The organism is Staphylococcus sp. HMSC070D05 (genome assembly GCF_001815595.1).
Taxonomy (GTDB): domain Bacteria; phylum Bacillota; class Bacilli; order Staphylococcales; family Staphylococcaceae; genus Staphylococcus; species Staphylococcus hominis.
Map to the genome: position 1 here is coordinate 1 of NZ_KV821148.1, position 20,948 is coordinate 20,948.

Here is a 20,948-nt window from a genome sequence, read left to right on the forward strand (position 1 = left end):
TTAAGTTCCCATTTTAAGGGTTCAGTGCCATATGATGTCAGTTTAGCTATCTTATCTATGATTCTTTCTCATCTTTTAAATGTTTAATATTTTGAAACCCTTCTCGATAATTCGATAATTCTTCCATAATCGCATACCAATCTTTTCCAACTTTTTGGAACGTTTGTTGCATTAATTCATCTTGTGCTTTATTTAATTTTTCTACTAATTTACTTCCCTTTGGGGTAGGAAATAATTGTTTTACTCTGCGATCTTCTTCAGATTGTTGTTCAATGATTAAGCCTTCTTCTTTTAACTTCTTCAATGTCGCGTGAGACCCTTGCTTTGATATTTCTAACGTGTTTAGTAACTGCTTAATCGTAATACCAGGCAATTTATTGATAAAAAATAAAAAGCGATGATGTTGTCGACTCATACCATATTTTTCGATAATTTCATCTGCAGTCGTCACAAACGTTTTATAAGCGAAATAAAATAGCATGTGCTCATAATCATTTTTATTTCGATCCATATTCACTCGTTCCTTTTCAAAGACATTATTAATTATTATAGTAAATTTTCTAACGATTTTCATCAAAAGGTCAATAATGTTGACTTTATTTGTAACCAGGCTTATCCTATATATGTAAACAAAAGCAATACAAAGGTGGAATTGAATATGAAACAACGTGTAGGACAATATTTAATGGATGCAGTACATGAAGCAGGAGTCAATAAAATATTTGGTGTGCCAGGAGATTTTAACCTAGCATTTTTAGATGACATCGTAAGTCACGAAGGCGTTGAATGGGTTGGAACAACGAATGAACTAAATGGTGCTTATACAGCTGATGGTTACGCACGTATGAACGGACTAGGCGTACTCGTAACAACATTTGGTGTTGGAGAATTAAGTGCCGTCAATGGTATTGCAGGCTCATATGCAGAACGTGTTCCGGTCATTGCTATCACTGGTGCACCAACAAGAGCTGTTGAAAAGGCAGGCAAATATGTGCATCACTCTTTAGGTGAAGGACGCTTTGATAGTTATCGACACATGTTTGAACCTATTACTACTGCCCAAGCCTATATCACGCCTGAAAATGCAACAACTGAAATTCCTAGAGTAATCAATGCAGCGCTTCAAGAACGTCGTCCAGTACACATTCACTTACCTATTGATGTGGCTATGTCAGACATTGAAGTTGAACAACCATTCAAAGTTGAAAACGCACCTCAACAAGATGTAACTCAATATGTAGATATGGTGGCTGATCAATTACGTTCAGCTCAACAACCATTAATCATTGCAGGTCATGAAATCAATAGTTTTCATCTACATGATGAATTAGAACAATTTGTCAATAAAACGAATATTCCAGTTGTTCAATTATCGTTAGGTAAAGGGGCATTTAATGAAGAAAACCCACACTATATGGGTATGTATGATGGAGAAATTGCTAAAGATGACATTAAAGACTATGTCGATCATAGCGATGCTATTTTAAATATTGGTGCCAAATTAACTGACTCAGCCACTGCAGGCTTTTCATATCAATTTGATATTAACGAAGTGGTCATGATTAATCATCGCCTATTCAAATTAAACGATACGATTGATACAGAAATTGCATTGCCTGAATTCTTAGAAGCGTTAAATACAATAGATTATACAAATAAATCTTCATTTCCTTCTTACCAACAACCAGAATCAAATGACTATGAATTAACTGATGATACGTTAACTCAAGATATTTACTTTAAAATGATGCAAGACTTTATTGGTGGCGATGATGTATTAATCGCAGAACAGGGAACATCCTTCTTTGGGGCTTACAGTTTAACTTTACCTAAAAACATGTCATTTATTGGTCAACCTTTATGGGGTTCAATTGGTTACACATTACCAGCTACATTAGGTTCTCAAATAGCTAACCCACACCGTCGTCATATCTTATTAATTGGTGATGGTTCATTCCAATTAACTGTTCAAGAATTATCAACAATGATTCGCCAAGATATTAAACCTGTGATTTTCTTAATTAATAATGATGGTTATACTGTTGAACGTCTCATTCATGGTATGGAAGAGCCCTATAATGATATCAACATGTGGGATTACAAAGCATTACCAAACATATTTGGTGGAGATAGCGTGAAAGTCCATGATGTTAAGACTTCAAAAGATTTAAAGGCTGTCTTCGATGAAATAAACGAAGATCAAGAACACATGCACTTCACTGAGGTGACAATGAAGTGGGATGATGCACCACAAACATTACGAGATATTTCCAAAGCTTTTGCAAATCAAAATAAATAATGTGCCTTGAGAGAATATTTAAATAGATAAATCAAAAGCGACTGTACGTATCATTTGCACATGTACAGTCGCTCTTTTTTATAAACTTCTTTCATTTAAAAATGTTCGATCGATTACATCCTTTGTAATCTCCTGTAAATGTTTGATATTCCATTCACTGTCTGAATCAGATTGTAAACCATGTTTATGCGCTAATTGTGGCGTGTAATCATCTAGATTGTAAATGCTAAAATGTTGGCGTGTTTGTTTGTTGGTAGGACGTGCTTGTTCATAATGATTGACCATGCTTGTCCATTTAACATTTTTTAAATGTACACCTTTAGGTTCTTTTACTACATCGAAGTTTATCCTTCCTAACAATTGATTATTTTCATCTCCACTATACTGTCCATTTAAAAAATTACCTAAAGAATAGGCTACCAACGTTTTATGGTGATGATCTTTTGCTTTGACCCACTTTACTGGCTGAATCACATGTGGATGCGTACCGATAACGACGTCTACACCCTCATTTGCAAATAATTGAGCGTATTTCTTCTGTGTCTTATTTGGTGTATGGTGATTTTCATTTCCCCAGTGTGCCGACACCATGACGACGTCGCTTTGTTGTTTTGCTTTTCGTATATCCTGTTTAATAGTAGCTTCGTCAAACGTTTTTACTGTATATGGATAGTTTGAGACCATATCATTTGTTCCGTAGGTATAACTTAATACACTGATTTTCACACCATTTTTAGAAATGGTATGTATACGATTCGCCTCTTTTTTCGAATTGTATATTCCTGTAAACAATACGTTATGATCAAATTTTTCCCAAGTCTGTATATGATTTGTAACCCCTTGATCCCCTTGATCTAAGGAGTGATTATTTGCACCATTAATCACATCGAACCCTGTTGCAACAATGTCACCTGCTACTTGACTAGGTGTGTTGAATCGTTTAAATCCTGAAAATGGAATATCATCCCCACCAAGTGGAGACTCTTGGTTTACAAAAGCTAAATCAGGACTAGCTATGTCTTTCTTTATGTTAGAATACATTGGCTTAAAATTAAATGTGCCATCAGAATGTTGTGCATCATGATAAACGACAGGATGAATTAAATTATCTCCTACTGCCACAACGGAAACTTTTGTACTATTGTTCTCAACAAGCGCCATGCCACATATCAGTGAAAATACTAGAAAAATAACAATCGAGGTTATGTAATATTTGTACACTAAACTTACGCTCCTTATTGATTTAGAGTAGCTTCTTTTATATTCACGAAAAACCTAAAATAATTAATATTTGTCATTATTTTAAAATACTCAAAATAATAACTCAAATTAGTCTATGAATTAAAAAATAAGAAATAGAAAAAGTATCTATTTCTTATTTTTGGTTATCTATCTTTACCAAATGTATCAACATATTTGATGGCTTGATCGATGACATTCGAAAATTTGCGAGTTTAGTTTTAACTGTGGTGTTAATTGGTTACTTCACTTTATTCGTTGTAGGTATTGCTGGTTTTGTCTATACCATTTTAGCTATTCTTGCAATGAATAAAGGTGAAGATTTTGTTGTTCCATTTACGATTGAAATCATTAAATAAAACGAAATATCCCTTTGTGACGTATCATCACAAAGGGATATTTTTTTATTTCTCTACTAACCATTCAATGGTACGTTCAATGGCTTTGTCCCAAAAAGCATAATCATGTTCCCCAGGTCCTTCTTCATATTTATAATTGATACCTTTTTCATCTAAATATGTCATAAATCGTTGATTATCATCATATAAGAAGTCTTCTGTGCCACATTGAATAAAGAGTTCTGGAAGTGTTACGCCTTTATCAACCGCTTCATCCACTAAGTGATAGGTATCTAACTCTGTACCTTTAACTTTTAAAGCTTCACCGGCAATGGCTTTGGGATCAAAGTCATTCCACTCAATATCGAGTAATGATTGTACATCACATACCGCTGACAATGGCGCTGCTTTAGAAAATAAATGGCTTTGAGTTAAAGCGAATTTTATAGTTCCGTATCCCCCCATTGAATGACCTGCAATAAAATTATCTTCTCTTTTTTTAGATACTGGCAACACTTGATGTGCATAATTGTAAATTTCTAATATATAGTCATAGTAGCTATGACCAAAAGCCATATTCGCATAGCCACTGTGATCTGCATTCGGCATAATCACTGCCAACTGATGTGCTTCTGCATAACGTTCGATACTTGTGAAACGCATATACGAGGTCGCATCACTTGATAAACCATGTAATAGTAATAACATTTTTAATGGTTTTACTGGTTCATTTTGTTTAAAAAAGCTATCGTCTTCTGGAACGATGGCTGTAAACGATTGATTCATTCCAATCGTAGGTGATTTATAATTTATAGTCATAAACGCCATATTATTTCATCCTTCCAATTGATACGTATGTTATCTATTTTACACTTTTTGTAGACTAATGGAATATTTTTTAATATAAAAAGACGCTAGCCGAATGACTAACATTTTTGACTATAAACTGTTTCACGTGAAAACATTATATATCTTCTCTAAATAAAGGTTGACTCATACATCTTGGACCTCCGCGACCACGTACTAATTCACTGCCTTTAATTTCAATCACTTTAATCCCTTTATCACGTAATAATTGATTAGAGACATAATTTCTATCGTATGTTACCACAACGCCTGGGCGAATACATAATGTATTAGATCCATCGTTCCACTGTTCTCTAGCGCCGTCTATGACATCTCCATTACCAGTAGGTATAAATTCGACGTTATCTACACCTAATGCATTGGCTAACGTTTCTCGTAGCTGTCTAGAGTGTGTAATTTTAATATCATCTTTCATTTCATCTTGCTCAATTGTAAAGATATTCATATGATTCTCTTCTTTAAAAATAGCTGCATGCACTGTAAATTTATCATAATCAATCATTGTAAATACAGTATCTAGATGCATAAATGTACGACTATTGGGTATTTCAATCGCAAGTACTTTTTTAAATGTAGCATCGTCGTCTTTAAATATATTTCTTGCTAGTCGCTCAATGGCTTCAGCTGATGTACGTTCTGAAATACCGATAGCTAATACGTCTTTAGAAAGCACAAGCTCATCTCCGCCTTCGATGTTAAACGGTGATGTACGATCAAGCCACACCGGTATATCTGCATCTTTAAAACGTGGATGATATTTTAGAATATACCTCATAAAAATAGATTCACGACGTCTTGCGCGCCAGTACATGCGATTAATTGATATCCCTCTACCTATTGAGGCTTGTGGATCACGTGTAAAATATAGATTGGGCATTGGATCTAAATAAAAGGGATAACGATCATCTAAATATTCAACGAGATGTGTTGTTTCAAGTTGAATTTCTTCTTTTCTTATACCTGCCATTACTTTTTCAATCAGTACTTGATTGGATAGCTTTGAAAAATAATCTTTAATTTCTTTCTCATGACCTAAAATTGTTTTTTGAGATTCTGATAAAATATCATCAATAAATTGCTGTCTTATATCTTCATTTTTAATCGCTTCAGCAGCAAGTTGTTCTAGATAAACGACTTCTACCCCTTCACTTCTAAGTGTTTCTGCAAATTGATCATGCTCTTCTTGCGCCACTTTTAAATACGGAATATCATCGAATAATAGTCCACTTAAATGGTCAGGCACTAAATTTTCTAATTCTTTACCTGGACGTTTTAAGAGTACTGTTTTTAATGTACCGATTTCATTATTAACTTGAATTGGCCCCTTTGTCATTTGTATTCCTCCTTCAAGTAAATGGTATATTGATAGGTCATTATCATGGAGTAGCGGTTCAAAATATACATTTCATGTATATAATTCTATCGTATCACTAAATGTTAATTTTCAATAATACAACCATTTAATTATTGATCAGAAGACGATTTTAAAATTTTAACTTGAAATGCCTTTACATAACTACTTCATATTTATTCGCCTACGTGTATAAAAAATGATTGAAGCGAATACGTTCACTTCAATCACACATTTAATTCATTGCTTGTTGTACTGTACTATAGCCTAATACGACTCGATCTACTTTACCCTTATTAACGTCAAACCAAACTGTCATACCATTTTGTTTAGGTTGATAGTAATAAATACCTGTTGTGTTGTTTTTACCATTATCAACTTTTTTTAGCTCTTTACTATATACTTTTTTTAGCTGTGTCAATGAAAGCTGATCCTTTACTTCCATATCTAGTAACGAGGCAGTTTTACCCTCTTTAGATATATTTCTGAAGTATTGATCATATTTCAATACCGATTTATTAGATGTTGTCGATTTAATTTTAATGCCATTAAATTTAACATTTTCAGCTTTAATCGCATTTTTAAAATTTTTATCTAATACGAATGAAGCATTTTGACCTGCATAACCATTATAGTTGTAATATGATGACGTTGCTGCGTGGGCAGTCGGTTGTTGAACAAGTGCACCTGTGACGCTAGCACCTAATAGTGTACTAAACGCTATTGTTGTAGCTACACATACTTTTGTTATCTTTTTCATATGCGTCTTCCTCTTTCTCTTTAAACTACTCATATCATACTTCATTACTCTTATCTATACAATCTTTATAGTAATTAGCTATTTATTTAAATATTTTTTATAAAATTGTGGTATACTAAAATTAGGAGTAATAATCCTATTCACTCCTTCACAAAATGTTATATTACATAACAATACTAGGCCACAAGTTTACTTCCCCTTTGTTAAACTTGTGGTCTTATGATATATAAATCCATTATTTTAATTTTTAAATATAAAGTTTACTTATATTATGAGAAATCACTTCAATAATACGAACATAAGTTCTATAATATAATCGAGGTGGTTCTAATGATTCCTGATCAATACAAACATGAAACAGACTATCGTAACATTCCTAGAGAATATTTAGACGCTAATATCCCACAAGGACGTGGCATGATTAAGTGGGCACCGTTTATTATATGTACTAATCTCATAAAAAATCTAATTTAATAGGGTTCAAACATAATTTATATATGTATTATGTTTGAACCCTATATCTATTTATTTTTTACTAATATCATTTAAAATGTCTCGCAATTCTTCAATTTCTTTGTTATTTAATTCTTCATTTTTCGCAAAATTAAGCACTAAACTTTTCATATCCCCTCCATACAATTTATTAAGAAAGGTTTTAGCAGTTTTCATTTTAATATCATCTTCTTTAATAATTGATGAGTAAAAATAAATATTATTATATTTATATCGTTTTATAATCTCTTTTTTATATAGTCTTGTAATTAATGTTCTAATCGTCTTATCGCTAACTTCTTTATTTTTTTGAATCTCAACTACAATTTCATTAGCTGATACTGATTTTTTATTCCATATTATATTCATAACATCCCATTCAGCCATAGATATTTCAACTTGCTTATTGGCCATTTAAAACACCCATTTCTTTTAATATTTTTTCATTTATGAATTTAGCATTTTCACCAGAGGCTTTTTCATCTGATAAATGTGTAGAAAAATAATACTTATCATGATTTGTAATTACGTAACCTACAAACCACCCATTATTATATTTCCCGTTTACTATACCTGTACCTGTTTTCCCATACAATTCATAATTTTCATTTTTTCTAATCAATAACGAAGAAGATAATTGTTTCTTTTCATTTTTACTAAAATGGTTATTTTGTTCCATCATATTTTTTAAAACTATTACTTGTTCAAGATTAGATATTTTCAAACTATCTTCCAACCAATAGGCTTTATAACTTCCCAAATTTTTATTACCATAATTTAATTGCTTGAGTTGATCAGAAGTATAGTTCTTTGATAATTGATTACTAATACGTTCGAAGTACCAATTAACTGAGTTTTGTATTGCCGTATTTAAATCTTGATCCTTATTCCAAGAATCGAAAGGATAATGATTATGATTCCATGACATACGTGAATTTTTATCACTTATAATATGACGGTCAAGTCCAAACAGTGCTAAATAAATTTTGTAAGTTGAATCAGGAGAATATCTTTTTCTACTTTCTTTTTCATTATAAATATAGTATTTGTCTTTCTTCATGCTGTACATAACGAAAGATCCACTATTTGAACCAAAATTTTTACTTTCATCTAAAATTTGGTAATCGCTTTGTAAGGGCTTTTTATAATTATAATCAGTTAAGGATTGCCCCATTAAAAACTGGCTTTGAATTATCATGATAAAAAAAGTAAAAATACAAATAAAAATTAGAATTAATTTTGACTGCTTCTTCAGATTGCCTTCTTTTATATTAATTAATCTTCTTTTGAGTAATGATTTTTTACCATTAAATGAATGGCTTAATATATTTTTGTTGAAAAATGAGGTTTTTAATACGGAATCCATAATAGCTTCCGCATAAGACTTAAATTCATTTTTGTTAATATTATTAAGGACAAATCTATCGGCTTCTACTTCATTGTCATGAATCATCTTTCTTTTTACAATTTGTATTAGTGGATTATAACTCATAGCAATAGAAAAAATATGAAAGATAATTAAATGCAAAGTATCTCTGTTTTTAGCATGAGCATACTCGTGCAATATTATATATTTTAGTTTTTTGTCATTTATACTTTTAAAATATAAACTGGGAATCAAAATAATATATTTTCCATACCAAAAAGTTATTGGAGAATGAATAGATTCTGCTTTTCGAATCACAATATTTCTTTTATATTGATGATTGAAAAGTATCTTGTTTATTTTATCTTTTTCTTTTTCATTTAGATAAAGTGACTGTTTCTTTAAATACTTAAGATATAATAAAGAATTTAAAAATTTAAAACTTAAAATAATAACTAAAACTATCCAAATAACTGTGCAGATATTATCTATTGAATCCCAATTAAACTTATGGATGTCTGTTGTAAACTCATGAACAGGTTTAGTGGTATTTATGTTAGGATTCAAATTGTGTGAATTACTTTCAACTGTGGGCTCTTGATTATTCAAATTATTAAATTTAAAAAAAGAGAATTTAATAGGGATGAAAGGAATTAATCCTGCAAGAAGAGTTAGATACCAAACTTTATAATTTAACATATAATTAAAATAGCGTTTTAATATGTACCTAAAAAATAATAACAATAAAAATATAAAACAAAAGCTTACTATGCTCATTATTAATAACTTAGCCATTTCAACACCTTCTTTCAAATATTTATAATAAACTATTGACGCGAATATTACAATTGTAATATTATTGATTTATAGAAATTACAACCGTAATATTGGAGGGTATATTTTGAAAAAGTTAATACTTTTAATTGCAATTGCTTTAGTTTTAAGTGCATGTAATTCAACCAGTTCACATGCTAAAGAGTTAAATAATTTAGAAAAGAAATATAATGCTAATATTGGTGTCTATGCATTAGATACTAAAAGTGGTAAGGAAGTAAAATTTAATGCCGATAAGAGATTTGCCTATGCTTCAACTTCAAAAGCGATAAATAGTGCTATTTTGTTAGAACAAGTACCTTATAATAAGTTAAATAAAAAAGTACATATTAACAAAGATGATATAGTTGCTTATTCTCCTATTTTAGAAAAATATGTAGGAAAAGATATCACTTTAAAAGAACTTATTGAGGCTTCAATGAAGTATAGTGATAATACAGCAAACAATAAAATTATAAACGAAATCGGTGGAATCAAAAAAATTAAAAAACGTTTAAAAAAATTGGGAGATAAAGTAACAAATCCAGTTAGATATGAAATAGAATTAAATTACTATTCACCAAAGAGCAAAAAAGATACTTCAACGCCTGCTGCTTTCGGCAAGACTTTAAATAAACTTATCGCAAATGGAAAATTAAGCAAAAAAAATAAAAATTTCTTACTTGATTTAATGTTAAATAATAAAAACGGAGACACTTTAATTAAAGATGGTGTTCCAAAAGACTATAAGGTTGCTGATAAAAGTGGTCAAGCAATAACATATGCTTCTAGAAATGATGTAGCTTTTATTTATCCTAAGAACCAATCTGAACCTATTATTTTAGTCATTTTTACGAATAAAGACAATAAAAGTGATAAACCTAATGATAAATTGATAAGTGAAACCGCCAAGAATGTAATAAACAAATTTTAATAGTCTAAATGTACTACAAAAACTGATATAATTCTATCTTTCATAAAACTTCATAATATCGAAGAACATATATATTATTTATAATTATATATGTTCTATTTTTTTATGTTCACATTTTTTAAAAGAGAAAATACTATTAACATACCAAACATCATATTCCAGTTACTATAATTATAAATGCTCGATAATCTTACTCAACTTTTCCATATAGAAAATAACTTATTTTAAATTAATTAATTAATCACATTAAAAAATTATATAATCCTTGCCAAAAAAGAACATACGTTCTACAATGATGATGAGGTGGTAAACATGATTCCAAATCCTAATGCGCCAGATGAATATAAATATGAAACTGATTATAGAAAAATACCAAGAAAATATTTAAACCCTAAAATCCCTCAAGGGCGTGGAAAAATCAAATGGCAAGCTTTTGCGACTCTCCCGCAACAGTTTGAAATTTTAGAACAAATTATAAAGGATCAAAATAAAATAGAAAAACCATTGCTAACACATGATTCATTAGATAATTTAGATCAGATTTTTCAAATAAAAATTCAAAATGATGAGTTATGTACAATCTCATATTGGGAAGACGGTAACATTTCAAAATATACAGGAAAAATTTTAAAAAAGGATGAAATTAGTAATACATTTTCCTTTTCTGATACTAACAATAATATATATAATTTAAATAATGCTAACGTTTGTAGTATCACTTAACACTATTTAAACTTTTAAAAAGTTTAAATAGTGTTCTTATAATTACCTTTTTCGAAATACTTCTAGCAAAATCATTATAAGTATCATACTGATATTAAATATATTATTTTTATCACTGAAAAAAATTTCTACTACTTGGAAAATTGATAAAAGACTTATTATTAACAAAAGTTTATTTAATTTTTCGCTTCTTTCTTCTTCCTTATATGACTGCTCCAATTCAATTAGTAATAATTCTTCTTTGTTTAATTCTTCAATATATTGTGGAGATTTAAAATCATTATTATTCTTTAGATACAAATATAAATATAAACTAGGTAAAAGCTCTGTTCTATAAATAATTGCAATAGATCTCTTGAAATTTAGTATCCATTGTCTAAAATATAGGGCTTCTTTTTTTCCATTTAAATTATATTGTTGATACCCATACAATTGTAATTCATTTAACATAGTTTCTAAGAAAAAGAAATTAGCAGAACTATTGAAATAAAGTGCCATTTGAGAACATTTTTCTAAAACATCTCCTTCTTGCTCATCCATCCAAACTACAAAAACAGATGCTTTATTCAAGAAGTTTATATAATTATCGCTATAACCATCTTGCCTAAAATGTTTACTTTTTCCTTCAAATGAAAAAATAGGCGCATTTACTAACCACTCTTGAATCTTCACGTCCTCATAGAAAGGATCATCAGTAAATTCATTTTCATTAGCTAAATAATAAACTTCAAAACCCATATTTTTAGATACTTTATATTCAAAAATATCCTTACTATTAATTTTTATAATTCTATTAATTTGTCTAGAAACATCTCTAATATTTTTACAATGTCTATTACCATACAATTGATACTGTCTTTGTCTATTATTTTTTTCTTGATTAATTAGAGGATATATCTTATCTTTTACACATGAGAAAGTACTATACAAGTCGCTTCCAAAGTTTATACTCTCTAAGTCTTCAATGATTTCTATAACAAATGTACCATTGTTAAATATAGTTAAGGTTAAAAAAAATAAATTCAAAGTGTTCTCATGAGTAATTTCAATATGTGGAGTGAATATATATTTTTTATATTTGTATCCATGTATATTATTTTGATCAAACAATCCATCATTAATATTTGCATTAGTAGCAAATTTTTCTAAAAATTTTTCTAGTTTTTCGTGATATTCTTTTGTATGTCTTTTATATCTTCCAGGTAAAATCCAATAATCATAATTTACCGGGGGGTTGTCAGGAGATAAAATGCGTATAACTCCTTTTACATTCAATAGAATTTCCTCAATTTTTTCAAACCAAGGGTTCATGTTATTATCTTTTATATTTATAGCAGTAGCATATTGATATGTTACTTTATAGCCTTGTAATTTATTAATATCTTCTAGAATCTTTTCAATTTTATTGTCCATTATTTTAAATATCCTCATACAGCCTAGAATATAAAACGCTAATTTCTTCTTTCAACATTTTTTTCTCTTTTTCTAAAGAATTTACTTTTCTTTTTAAAGAGGAGATTAACGCATCTTTACCGTCATTTTTATTTTTATGAACAAATATTTCTCTGTTTTGTTCACGTAACTTCTCTATTTTCTTTCGAATTTTATTATTTTTATATAATGTAGCTTTCGAAACTTTTGAATGTTTAGAAACGATGTTAAAGTTAATTTCTTTATTTTTTTGAACTAAATCATTTATTGCTTTATCAACTTTTTTCTCGGTTTTAACTTTTCGTTCTGCATGCAACTGTTTTAATTGTTCTTGTCTATTAAATTTTTCCATCTTAACCTCTATACTTTTATTCTATTACTTCTCCCGAATATAATGTTTCCATCTTTTATATTACCTAGTATTTCTTCATATTTATTTAATATATTTATATGCTTTTCAACCATATCTTGTCTATTATTATTTTTAGCTAATTCTATAGATTTGACCGTTGATTTGATATGTAATTCATATTTTTCAACATCTAAATCAGAAAATCCAATAGCTAAATCCTTACATGGTTTCCCAGAATTACAAGTCAGGCATGGCGGAGCTTCCATGTATGGACAATCACCACTCAATCTAGCATGACAAGTGCCATAAGGATTGTCCATTGCGTTTAATTTATGTTCTTGCCATAAAGAATTCAATGCTTTTTCAGATAGTTCACTACTATGCTGTATATTTTTAATTTTACCGTCAACATCAAAACTAAAAGCTCCTTGATCAATAACTGATTCAAAAGCCTTTCTCTTTGTATCATCAAGTAACTTAGCATATCTTAGAGTCATTTCTGGTGAGGAGTGTGCTAATAATTCTTGTATCGTTAATATATCTGCTCCACCATTTAACAATTTTACTGCATAGGTATGTCTAAATTGATGAGTTTTGAAATGGAAGATTTCTCCTTGTTCATCAATAATATTTTTAGTCTTTGATAAATGATTTAAGTGTGCTCTGACCATATGTTGTGTAAAGGGCATTCCCTTTCTTTTTCCTTTATAAATAGCAAAAATATAATTATTAGGATTATTATCTTTTGTACTTTTACTTTTAGAATCGGCTATTAAAACTGCTATTATATCAGCTAATTTATTATCAATTGGTATTCTATGTCCTTTAACAAAAGTTTTAGCAATATCTGTGATTATTGAATACTTTCCATTAACTTTTGCAAGGCAATTATTTTGTAATGTCAATACATCAGAAATTCTTAATCCTGTTTTAAAAGCTATCCAAACTACAGGTATTAAATCTTTATGCAAATCATTTATATGCTCAAAAAGCTGTTCCAATACAAAATCTGGGATATAATCAATTTGGCTACTATTTTTCTTTTCGTGTTTAGGTAAGTCTTGAGGATAAATTAAAAATCGTATATCTTGGTACGGTGCTATAGCATAGTTTTGAGTTATAATATCGTTTAAGAACCTTCTAATTGTTTTTAATTCTTCTCTCACAAAATTCTTAGTACTTTGCAAATTTTTATTAGCTGCATATTCAAACAAAAATTCTATATATGCTTCGATATGACATCTATCTAGTTCATTTAAACTATTCCTTGTTTCTTTATTTTTAGATATATTTTGAAAAAACCTAGTTAAAACTCTTATATAAAACCTTGCTGTAGCAAATGCTATATCACCAGTTATCAAACGATTTTTTAAATATTTTTTTGCTAATTCTCGCATTTTAATTGACTCAATTTTTTCAAAGTTTAAATAATTGCCAGTTAGTGTTTTATTATAACTCAATCCATATTTTTCTAAATTTCTAATATCCCATTTATCTTTTTCCCATTCTTCTCGCTTATCAATGAACTTAATTAGATTAATGTACATATTCTTTAAAAAAGAAGCCAGTCCGCTTTTGTATTCATAATCACCAAAAACTATTGTTGATGATCTTCTTTTTATTGGTATATTATTTTCAGTCAGCCAATTAAACCAGTGCTTTTCTAATGTATTTATATCACAATCAAGTAAAGAATTTAAATTTGGATAAACTTCATTAAAGAACTTAGCAATCTTATTAAGCTTTACTGCTCCAGTATTAAATAAATTAGATAAGGACCAATCCTCTTTAACTATCAGTTTCAAAAAAAGGTATTTAAATTCTAAATTCAAATTTTTACTTTTAATCCTAAAGAAAACATTTTTTCTTTTGTCTCTATAGTTCTTGATACTATCTTGAAATTGCTTGAATTTGTTAAAAGCTGTAATGTGCCACTCATCATTTTTAAAAAAGTAATCATCATATATTTCAGTTATTAAAACCTCTCCTTTTATATTGATGGTTCTACTTTGTAATGTACATAATTCATTAATCATAGTACTGTTTGTAGGTAAATTAATTGGTATTGACATAGTCATTCCCCTTTATTAAAAACTTGAAATTGATGCTTTACTTTATTCCAATCTTCACGTATATCTTCTTCAGTGGGATGAACATATAAATTAATAGTCGTTTGTATATTACTATGACCAAGTCTTTCTTGAACTTGTTTTATATCCTTAGTTTCATTATAAAAAACAGTTGCATGTGTATGGCGAAATAAATGAGGATGAACATTTATAGATGTTTTATGTTTTAGCCTTTTAAATAATGAATATATATCACTATAATTCATAGCTTCTCCTACATTTCTCCCCTTTATTTTTACAAAAAGATAATCAGAACATATTGAAAGTTCGTCAATTATTTCGTAGACATAATCATCGTATAAATCAATTAACGATTGGGAAATAAATATTTTTCTTTCCCCAGTTTTCAAATAAGTACCATTATCATTAAATCTATTTTTCAAAACTATTTGATGGCCTTTTCTAAAGTCAAATTTAATATCATCAATACGTAATGATAATACCTCACCTATACGTAATCCGGTTTCATATAGTAATTGTATTAAGAATTTATCTCTAATATTATTAGCTTCCTCTAATAATTTCTTAACCTCCGCATTAGTTAACACTTCTATTTTTTTCTTTGGTTCTTTAACTTTCAAAATATTTTTCAACGTTCTATAGTCCTTATTTATGTGATGCATGAAACTTTTATATTTTTTAGAGTATTTACTTTCCATATGCATAAAATCATAGAAATTAACATCTAATTTTTTACTCCTATAGAGATAATCATAAAAATTAGATACTACAGTCATAGTCAGATTAATTGTCTTAGGACTAATGCTTTTTTCTTTTCGGTGATAAGAGAGGACATTCTCATATTCAAAAGGTGTTTTCATCCATCTTATAAAATCAACAAAGTTATCAAAACTAACTTCTTTATAGCATATCTTTTTACTTTCTAAGTAAACAAAAAAATTTTTTAGTGCATAGGCATAGGTTTTCTTGGTATTTAAACTTTTCTTAACACTATCCAGATACTTCAAATATCTTACTGCATCTACTATAGGTTCATTATTACCATCTAAAATCATAAAATTGGTACCATTCTTAGATTTTACTTCTACTATTTTCATAATAATCTCATTTCTAATTTTAATAGTATAAGTATACACTATTCAAATTCTTTTTACATCATACATATTAAACTTATTACACGTAATAAAAAAAGACTATTTAATATTTTTACTTTGTTCATTTTTTCTTAAAATATGATTCATTTTAAACAAAATAGTCTATATTCTTCAACATATATATAACCTTTTGCAGTGATGCCTGAACAGTATGAACGCATAAACGCTTTTATCGAAAATCAAAATAAAATAACGATGCCCTATTTGTCGGATGATCAATTCAATATTCTGAATCGACGATTAATTGAAAAATATACAACGCATCAACTCGCTATGATTAGTTATTTTAGAAATGGTACGATTCATTCTATCGCTGCTTATATTAAACGTATTGATACTTTAAACCAGTATATTACAATTAGTAATGAGAATGGCTCACAAATAATGAAACTCGAGTTTGCAGTATTATGTCACATTGAATAATAAAAAAGAGCGGGAATTGAACTCAATTCCGCTCGTATTTATCATTTATTTACTTGTTGTGACACCTTCATAGCCAATATCTACTTCTACTGTTCTTCCATGTGTGATAACAAAAGAAACAATTAACCCATCTTTCTTAGGTTGATATTCGAAAATACCACTTTTTTTATCACTTGGAGTACCCTTTACTTTTTTAAAATCTGAGCCATACGCTTTTTTCAATTGATTATATGTCAAATCCCCTTTAACACTAAATTGAACTTTATTCGCCTTTTTGCCATCTTTACTTACACCAGTAAATGTTTGGTTATATTTTTCAAGTTCTTTATTACTATGCACTTTTTCAAATTTTATTCCATTCATTGTTACATTTCCATATTTAACTGCTTTAATAAAATGTTTATTTGTTACAAATTTTGCGTCTTTATCTACATACCCGTTATATACATAATATGGTTTTGTAGCTGCATGCGCTGTATCCTCGATTGGTAAAATAGCTGTACTTACGCCTAATACTGTCCCAAATGCTAAAGTAACTGATGCTATAGATTTAACTATTTTATTCATGATTGTCCTTCTTTCTTTAATGGATTTTTGTTTCGCTACTATTATCTCATACTCTTTATCTTAATTCACTGTACTTTAGATGTATCTATCACAGAATTATGTGAATAAAATGTAATATGATTGGGTTATATAAATACTTCCTATTTGTTGAACTTTGATTATAATAAACTAAAGAAATGAATTAAAAATGGAGGACTATCATTTGAAAAAAATATTAGCAACTATAGTCATTATATTACTTATTGTGGCATTAGGATGTTCCATCTTTTTTGCAGCCACTCATTCCAATCAATCTGACTCAAATCAAACACAATCTACTAAAAAGAAAGATAAAAAAGAAACTACTGCTGAAAGTCATACAGTTCAATCTAATGAAACCAGTCAATCTGACAATGGTACCAATGCGCAATCTGAGCCAACAAGTCAGTCAATACAAGAGGATCAACAAGCGATACAACGTCAATCTAATATTCAGACTACACAGCCAAAAACAAGTGCATCATCAAACACATCACAACATCGTTCAGAAAGTAACACGTCAAAACAATCCACATCTCAAAGCACAGAAGAAAAACCATCTTCAGAGCAATCATCAGCTGAACAACCCTCAACAGAACAAAAACCTTCATCACAAAAAAGTACGCAGTCTTCAACTGAAAGTCACACTCATCGTAGTAGTGAATCTAATAACAAATCTAATTAAAAATAATAGCCTGACTGATAATGATTTTTTCACTATCAATCAGGCTCTTTTATTTTCTATTCTGTGACTTTACTTTCTTCTACGCGTTTTGCAATCTTAGTCATAATTGGATCTAAGAATGGTTTAGCAATAAATCCGATTAAGAAGAAACTAAGACCGAACAGACCGAAGATAATTAATTTTGTAATTAAGATTTCTGGTACGATTCCACCTACAACTTCACGTAAGCAATCAATTAAGTACGTAAATGGTAAGTAAGGTGAAATGTTTTGGAAGAACTTAGGTAGTGTAGCTACTGGGAAGGTACCGCCACCACCTGCAATTTGTAATACTAAAAGAATGATGGCTACCGCTTTACCTGGATTACCCAATATAGATACACACGTATAAACAATGGTATTAAACACAATTGCACCAAATAATGCAACGAGTACAAAGAGCAATGGTGATTCTACTTGCGCATGAAGTAAGAATAAGTCACCTGTTGTAACAATGAGGGTTTGTAATACACCCATCAAGATAAAGAACATTCCTTTACCAAGATATTCTTGTCGTTTCGTTAACTGATCTGCTAATTCTTCATGTTTGTTATGCACTGTCAATAAACTCACTAATAATAAAGCGCCCACCCAAATAGATAATGCTGTATAGAATGGTGTCATCCCTGAACCATAATCTCTGACTGGGAAAACATCGACAGTTTTCTTATTAATTGGGTTTGCGATAACATCTGCTTGTTTTTTCAAATCATTTTTTAGACTATTAACGAGTTTATCTACTGCATCGTCATCGTCCAATTGATTGAATATATCATTAGCCTTATTTAAATCTCTTTCGATACCAGGTAATTTTGTTTGTGCAAAGTTCGCTAAATTCGCTAAAGCTTCTTTTGCTTTTGGCTGATTCTCATCTAATAAATCTACTGCATTATCATACTTATCAAATAATGTTGGTAAGTTAGCATTAACAGTAGCTGTTGCATTTGCAAGACGTTGTTCTAAATCAGGTAAATCATTACGTACAAAGTCTGCAGCTTTTGCTACATTTTTTCTTACTATTGGGAAGTAATTTTTAGCAGTTTGAGTTGCTTCAATATATCCCGCTTCAAGTGATGGTAATTCACTTTGAAGTGTTGCAATACGATTTTGACCATTACCTACAATATCTTGACCTGCTTGAATCACTTGATTAATCGTATTTAATTTAGATTGCACATCTGATAATACAACTTGGCCTTCACTTAATTGTTTTGTAATATCATTAGAAACTACAAGTAAACGATGATTTAAATTATTTTTAATGTAATCTCTATAACTACCTAAACCAGAATTTAAAGTTGGCAAGCTTCTTAATACATTAATAGATTCCGCACTACCTTTACCACCACTTGATAATGCATCAATCAATTGGTTAGTAGAACGTAACGTATCATTTATACGGTTATTGGTACTTTCGATTCGTTTAATTTGTGGTGCTACATTCACATGTTCACGTTGTTGTAACTCTTTTAATACATCAATTAATTGTTGATTGTATTTTGATGTGTTCTCTAAACGTCCTTTAATATTTCGAAGCATATCATTGTATTCTGTTGGACGATTAGAGGCAATGACACCATACGTTATATCTCTTAATGCTTTTACATCAGATTGTGATGCCTTAGCTTGCTTATCAGCATTTGAAGATAATGCAAGTAATGCTTCAGCAAGTCCACTATTCATTGATTTAACATCTTCATTCGAAAGAATCTGATCATTAGGTAATTGATCATTATTCGAACTATTACTTAGTTTTTGAATCGTATATTGAGGCATACTGTTGTCATTAGTTGTAGCACTTTGTTGTCGTAAATTATTATTTACATTACCATTAACGGCTTGTGCTCGCCCAGCTGCCTCTTGATAATCTCCAACACGTTGCTTAGCCATACCTAAATAACCTTGTGCATCGTTAAGTTGTTGATTCGCTAAGTCTAATCCTTGACTTGCAATATCTACCCCTCTATTAATTTTAGGGAATGTCTGAGGAATATCATCTGCTGCTACATTCACTAATTTCTGAATGTTAGGCATATATTCATTCAATGCGAGAATTAATTTCGCTTTTTGATTCAATGAAGGGATTGCTGCATTGACGTCATTTAATTTTTGTTGAGCATTTAAAATATCACTTTTATAGTTACCTAAATCACGGAATTGGTTCGCATATTGATCAAGTTGACCTTGATGATCATTAAGATAAACAATTCTATCTGCAATTTTATTCAATTTAGGTAAAGATTGATGTGCTGCATATACTGCATTTTTAATTTTATTGATTGTCGGTACTTCATCTTCAATTTGAAGACCTACTTTATTTGCTTCTTTCAATAATGCTTTCGTTACAGTCGTATTAAATTGCTTATTGGCTTCATCAACAATAATGGTCGAACCGGTATCAGTCATTTTAGGGGCGACAGCATTAATTTTTTGGTTCACTTTATATGTAATATCTGCTTTTTCTGGATGTTTACGAAGTGTTCCAGTGATTTGATGTGTAAATGTCTTAGGTATGTAAATTCCTGCATAATATTTACCCATTCGTATATCATGATCTGCTTTCTCCCGACTGACAAATTGCCAATCAAATTTATCGTTCTTCTTCAATGTGTCTTCGAGCGTATTACCTACATTTATTTTCTTACCTCGAATTTTATCGCCTTGGTCTTCGTTTACAACTGCCACTTTAATATGACCTGTATTACTATATGGATCCCACATTGCCCATAAATTAAACCATGCATAAAATGAAGGCAAAATTGCCAAACCGCCTAGAATCACCCAAGCAGCAGGTGTTTTAGCGACACGCTTTAAGTCTGTCAAAAATAGTTTAAACGCGTTCTTCATTTTCACTCTCCTAAAAATGAAATATTAAGAATTTATATCAATATGATTTAAAACATTGTTTTTTATATCGTAGAATTAGTATAATACTTTTATCACGAATGCCATAATTAGTTGATATACGTCAACAATTAAAATGTTACTCATGCATTATAGCAGAAAAT

General features: G+C 29.7%; 19 protein-coding genes and 1 pseudogene. 7 read left to right on the forward strand and 13 right to left on the reverse strand.

Annotated features, from left to right (window positions below; all coding sequences use genetic code 11):
* Window positions 1-55: 55 nt before the first annotated feature.
* A complete protein-coding gene (locus tag HMPREF3046_RS07825; protein ID WP_070718337.1) occupies window positions 56-511 on the reverse strand; it encodes a MarR family winged helix-turn-helix transcriptional regulator in 456 nt (151 codons plus the stop codon).
* A 147-nt stretch (window positions 512-658) separates the two neighbouring features.
* On the opposite strand from HMPREF3046_RS07825, the gene HMPREF3046_RS07830 reads away from it, so the two are divergent.
* Complete coding sequence (locus tag HMPREF3046_RS07830) at window positions 659-2,299, forward strand: alpha-keto acid decarboxylase family protein (protein ID WP_070718342.1); 1,641 nt, start codon at window positions 659-661, stop codon at window positions 2,297-2,299.
* 78 nt (window positions 2,300-2,377) lie between these two features.
* Here the strand turns inward: HMPREF3046_RS07830 and HMPREF3046_RS07835 are convergent, their stop codons facing one another.
* Window positions 2,378-3,460 (reverse strand): CapA family protein, encoded by a 1,083-nt coding sequence (locus HMPREF3046_RS07835; protein ID WP_083316378.1) that lies wholly within the window; start codon window positions 3,458-3,460, stop codon window positions 2,378-2,380.
* Window positions 3,461-3,723: 263 nt separating this feature from the next.
* Between HMPREF3046_RS07835 and HMPREF3046_RS07840 the strand changes: the two genes are divergently transcribed.
* Window positions 3,724-3,897 carry a magnetosome magnetite crystal formation protein family gene (locus HMPREF3046_RS07840; protein ID WP_221413184.1) on the forward strand — a complete coding sequence of 58 codons (174 nt, stop codon included), beginning with the start codon at window positions 3,724-3,726 and terminating at the stop codon, window positions 3,895-3,897.
* A gap of 45 nt (window positions 3,898-3,942) precedes the next feature.
* Here HMPREF3046_RS07840 and HMPREF3046_RS07845 read toward each other — a convergent pair whose 3' ends face one another.
* The 3 genes from HMPREF3046_RS07845 to HMPREF3046_RS07855 form a co-directional block, all read right to left on the reverse strand.
* Window positions 3,943-4,704: an alpha/beta hydrolase gene (locus HMPREF3046_RS07845; protein WP_070718351.1), complete on the reverse strand. Its 762-nt coding sequence runs from the start codon at window positions 4,702-4,704 to the stop codon at window positions 3,943-3,945.
* 136 nt (window positions 4,705-4,840) lie between these two features.
* The gene (gene arcA / locus HMPREF3046_RS07850) at window positions 4,841-6,076 is read right to left on the reverse strand and encodes an arginine deiminase (protein ID WP_070718355.1); all 1,236 of its coding nucleotides are present in this window, start codon (window positions 6,074-6,076) and stop codon (window positions 4,841-4,843) included.
* 253 nt (window positions 6,077-6,329) lie between these two features.
* Window positions 6,330-6,854: an immunodominant staphylococcal antigen IsaB family protein gene (locus HMPREF3046_RS07855; RefSeq protein ID WP_070718359.1), complete on the reverse strand. Its 525-nt coding sequence runs from the start codon at window positions 6,852-6,854 to the stop codon at window positions 6,330-6,332.
* Window positions 6,855-7,184: 330 nt separating this feature from the next.
* Between HMPREF3046_RS07855 and HMPREF3046_RS11240 the strand changes: the two are divergent.
* Window positions 7,185-7,292: pseudogene (locus HMPREF3046_RS11240) on the forward strand (hypothetical protein); the annotation flags it as partial.
* An 87-nt stretch (window positions 7,293-7,379) separates the two neighbouring features.
* Here the strand turns inward: HMPREF3046_RS11240 and blaI are convergent.
* Window positions 7,380-7,760, reverse strand: coding sequence for a penicillinase repressor BlaI (gene blaI, locus HMPREF3046_RS07860; protein WP_001284658.1), 381 nt, complete (start codon window positions 7,758-7,760; stop codon window positions 7,380-7,382).
* Window positions 7,750-9,507, reverse strand: a complete 1,758-nt coding sequence (gene blaR1 / locus HMPREF3046_RS07865) for a beta-lactam sensor/signal transducer BlaR1 (RefSeq protein ID WP_001096367.1) — start codon at window positions 9,505-9,507, stop codon at window positions 7,750-7,752. Before blaR1 ends, blaI begins: the two co-directional genes overlap by 11 nt.
* 106 nt (window positions 9,508-9,613) lie before the next feature.
* Between blaR1 and blaZ the strand changes: the two genes are divergently transcribed.
* Window positions 9,614-10,459 carry a penicillin-hydrolyzing class A beta-lactamase BlaZ gene (blaZ, locus tag HMPREF3046_RS07870; protein WP_000733621.1) on the forward strand — a complete coding sequence of 282 codons (846 nt, stop codon included), beginning with the start codon at window positions 9,614-9,616 and terminating at the stop codon, window positions 10,457-10,459.
* 312 nt (window positions 10,460-10,771) lie between these two features.
* Window positions 10,772-11,182, forward strand: coding sequence for a YolD-like family protein (locus HMPREF3046_RS07875; protein ID WP_000612779.1), 411 nt, complete (start codon window positions 10,772-10,774; stop codon window positions 11,180-11,182).
* Window positions 11,183-11,224: 42 nt separating this feature from the next.
* Here the strand turns inward: HMPREF3046_RS07875 and HMPREF3046_RS07880 are convergent, their stop codons facing one another.
* The 4 genes from HMPREF3046_RS07880 to HMPREF3046_RS07895 are packed head-to-tail and all read right to left on the reverse strand — an operon-like array spanning window position 11,225 to window position 16,152.
* Window positions 11,225-12,595 (reverse strand): hypothetical protein, encoded by a 1,371-nt coding sequence (locus HMPREF3046_RS07880; protein WP_000368920.1) that lies wholly within the window; start codon window positions 12,593-12,595, stop codon window positions 11,225-11,227.
* Between the two features lie 4 nt (window positions 12,596-12,599).
* Window positions 12,600-12,965, reverse strand: a complete 366-nt coding sequence (locus tag HMPREF3046_RS07885; RefSeq protein WP_000410574.1) for a DUF6262 family protein — start codon at window positions 12,963-12,965, stop codon at window positions 12,600-12,602.
* Between the two features lie 8 nt (window positions 12,966-12,973).
* The gene (locus tag HMPREF3046_RS07890) at window positions 12,974-15,037 is read right to left on the reverse strand and encodes a tyrosine-type recombinase/integrase (RefSeq protein ID WP_000026851.1); all 2,064 of its coding nucleotides are present in this window, start codon (window positions 15,035-15,037) and stop codon (window positions 12,974-12,976) included.
* A gap of 2 nt (window positions 15,038-15,039) precedes the next feature.
* Entirely contained in the window at window positions 15,040-16,152 is a 1,113-nt protein-coding gene (locus HMPREF3046_RS07895; protein ID WP_000706213.1) for a tyrosine-type recombinase/integrase, read from the reverse strand.
* Window positions 16,153-16,347: 195 nt separating this feature from the next.
* Between HMPREF3046_RS07895 and HMPREF3046_RS07900 the strand changes: the two genes are divergently transcribed.
* The gene (locus HMPREF3046_RS07900) at window positions 16,348-16,632 is read left to right on the forward strand and encodes a YolD-like family protein (RefSeq protein WP_083316379.1); all 285 of its coding nucleotides are present in this window, start codon (window positions 16,348-16,350) and stop codon (window positions 16,630-16,632) included.
* Window positions 16,633-16,677: 45 nt separating this feature from the next.
* On the opposite strand, the gene HMPREF3046_RS07905 is transcribed toward HMPREF3046_RS07900, so the two are convergent.
* Entirely contained in the window at window positions 16,678-17,199 is a 522-nt protein-coding gene (locus tag HMPREF3046_RS07905) for an immunodominant staphylococcal antigen IsaB family protein (protein ID WP_070718361.1), read from the reverse strand.
* 202 nt (window positions 17,200-17,401) lie between these two features.
* On the opposite strand from HMPREF3046_RS07905, the gene HMPREF3046_RS07910 reads away from it, so the two are divergent.
* The gene (locus tag HMPREF3046_RS07910; protein ID WP_070718364.1) at window positions 17,402-17,902 is read left to right on the forward strand and encodes a hypothetical protein; all 501 of its coding nucleotides are present in this window, start codon (window positions 17,402-17,404) and stop codon (window positions 17,900-17,902) included.
* A gap of 56 nt (window positions 17,903-17,958) precedes the next feature.
* On the opposite strand, the gene HMPREF3046_RS07915 is transcribed toward HMPREF3046_RS07910, so the two are convergent.
* Complete coding sequence (locus HMPREF3046_RS07915; RefSeq protein WP_070718366.1) at window positions 17,959-20,787, reverse strand: YhgE/Pip domain-containing protein; 2,829 nt, start codon at window positions 20,785-20,787, stop codon at window positions 17,959-17,961.
* Between the last annotated feature and the right edge of the window lie 161 nt (window positions 20,788-20,948).

Bases quoted from the DNA above. Each gene is read 5' to 3' on its own strand.
- HMPREF3046_RS07825 (WP_070718337.1), bottom strand. From the start codon at position 511: ATGGATCGAAATAAAAATGATTATGAGCACATGCTATTTTATTTCGCT.
- HMPREF3046_RS07830 (WP_070718342.1), top strand. From the start codon at position 659: ATGAAACAACGTGTAGGACAATATTTAATGGATGCAGTACATGAAGCA.
- HMPREF3046_RS07835 (WP_083316378.1), bottom strand. From the start codon at position 3,460: ATGGCGCTTGTTGAGAACAATAGTACAAAAGTTTCCGTTGTGGCAGTA.
- HMPREF3046_RS07845 (WP_070718351.1), bottom strand. From the start codon at position 4,704: ATGGCGTTTATGACTATAAATTATAAATCACCTACGATTGGAATGAAT.
- arcA (WP_070718355.1), bottom strand. From the start codon at position 6,076: ATGACAAAGGGGCCAATTCAAGTTAATAATGAAATCGGTACATTAAAA.
- HMPREF3046_RS07855 (WP_070718359.1), bottom strand. From the start codon at position 6,854: ATGAAAAAGATAACAAAAGTATGTGTAGCTACAACAATAGCGTTTAGT.
- blaI (WP_001284658.1), bottom strand. From the start codon at position 7,760: ATGGCCAATAAGCAAGTTGAAATATCTATGGCTGAATGGGATGTTATG.
- blaR1 (WP_001096367.1), bottom strand. From the start codon at position 9,507: ATGGCTAAGTTATTAATAATGAGCATAGTAAGCTTTTGTTTTATATTT.
- HMPREF3046_RS07875 (WP_000612779.1), top strand. From the start codon at position 10,772: ATGATTCCAAATCCTAATGCGCCAGATGAATATAAATATGAAACTGAT.
- HMPREF3046_RS07880 (WP_000368920.1), bottom strand. From the start codon at position 12,595: ATGGACAATAAAATTGAAAAGATTCTAGAAGATATTAATAAATTACAA.
- HMPREF3046_RS07885 (WP_000410574.1), bottom strand. From the start codon at position 12,965: ATGGAAAAATTTAATAGACAAGAACAATTAAAACAGTTGCATGCAGAA.
- HMPREF3046_RS07890 (WP_000026851.1), bottom strand. From the start codon at position 15,037: ATGTCAATACCAATTAATTTACCTACAAACAGTACTATGATTAATGAA.
- HMPREF3046_RS07895 (WP_000706213.1), bottom strand. From the start codon at position 16,152: ATGAAAATAGTAGAAGTAAAATCTAAGAATGGTACCAATTTTATGATT.
- HMPREF3046_RS07900 (WP_083316379.1), top strand. From the start codon at position 16,348: ATGCCTGAACAGTATGAACGCATAAACGCTTTTATCGAAAATCAAAAT.
- HMPREF3046_RS07905 (WP_070718361.1), bottom strand. From the start codon at position 17,199: ATGAATAAAATAGTTAAATCTATAGCATCAGTTACTTTAGCATTTGGG.
- HMPREF3046_RS07915 (WP_070718366.1), bottom strand. From the start codon at position 20,787: ATGAAGAACGCGTTTAAACTATTTTTGACAGACTTAAAGCGTGTCGCT.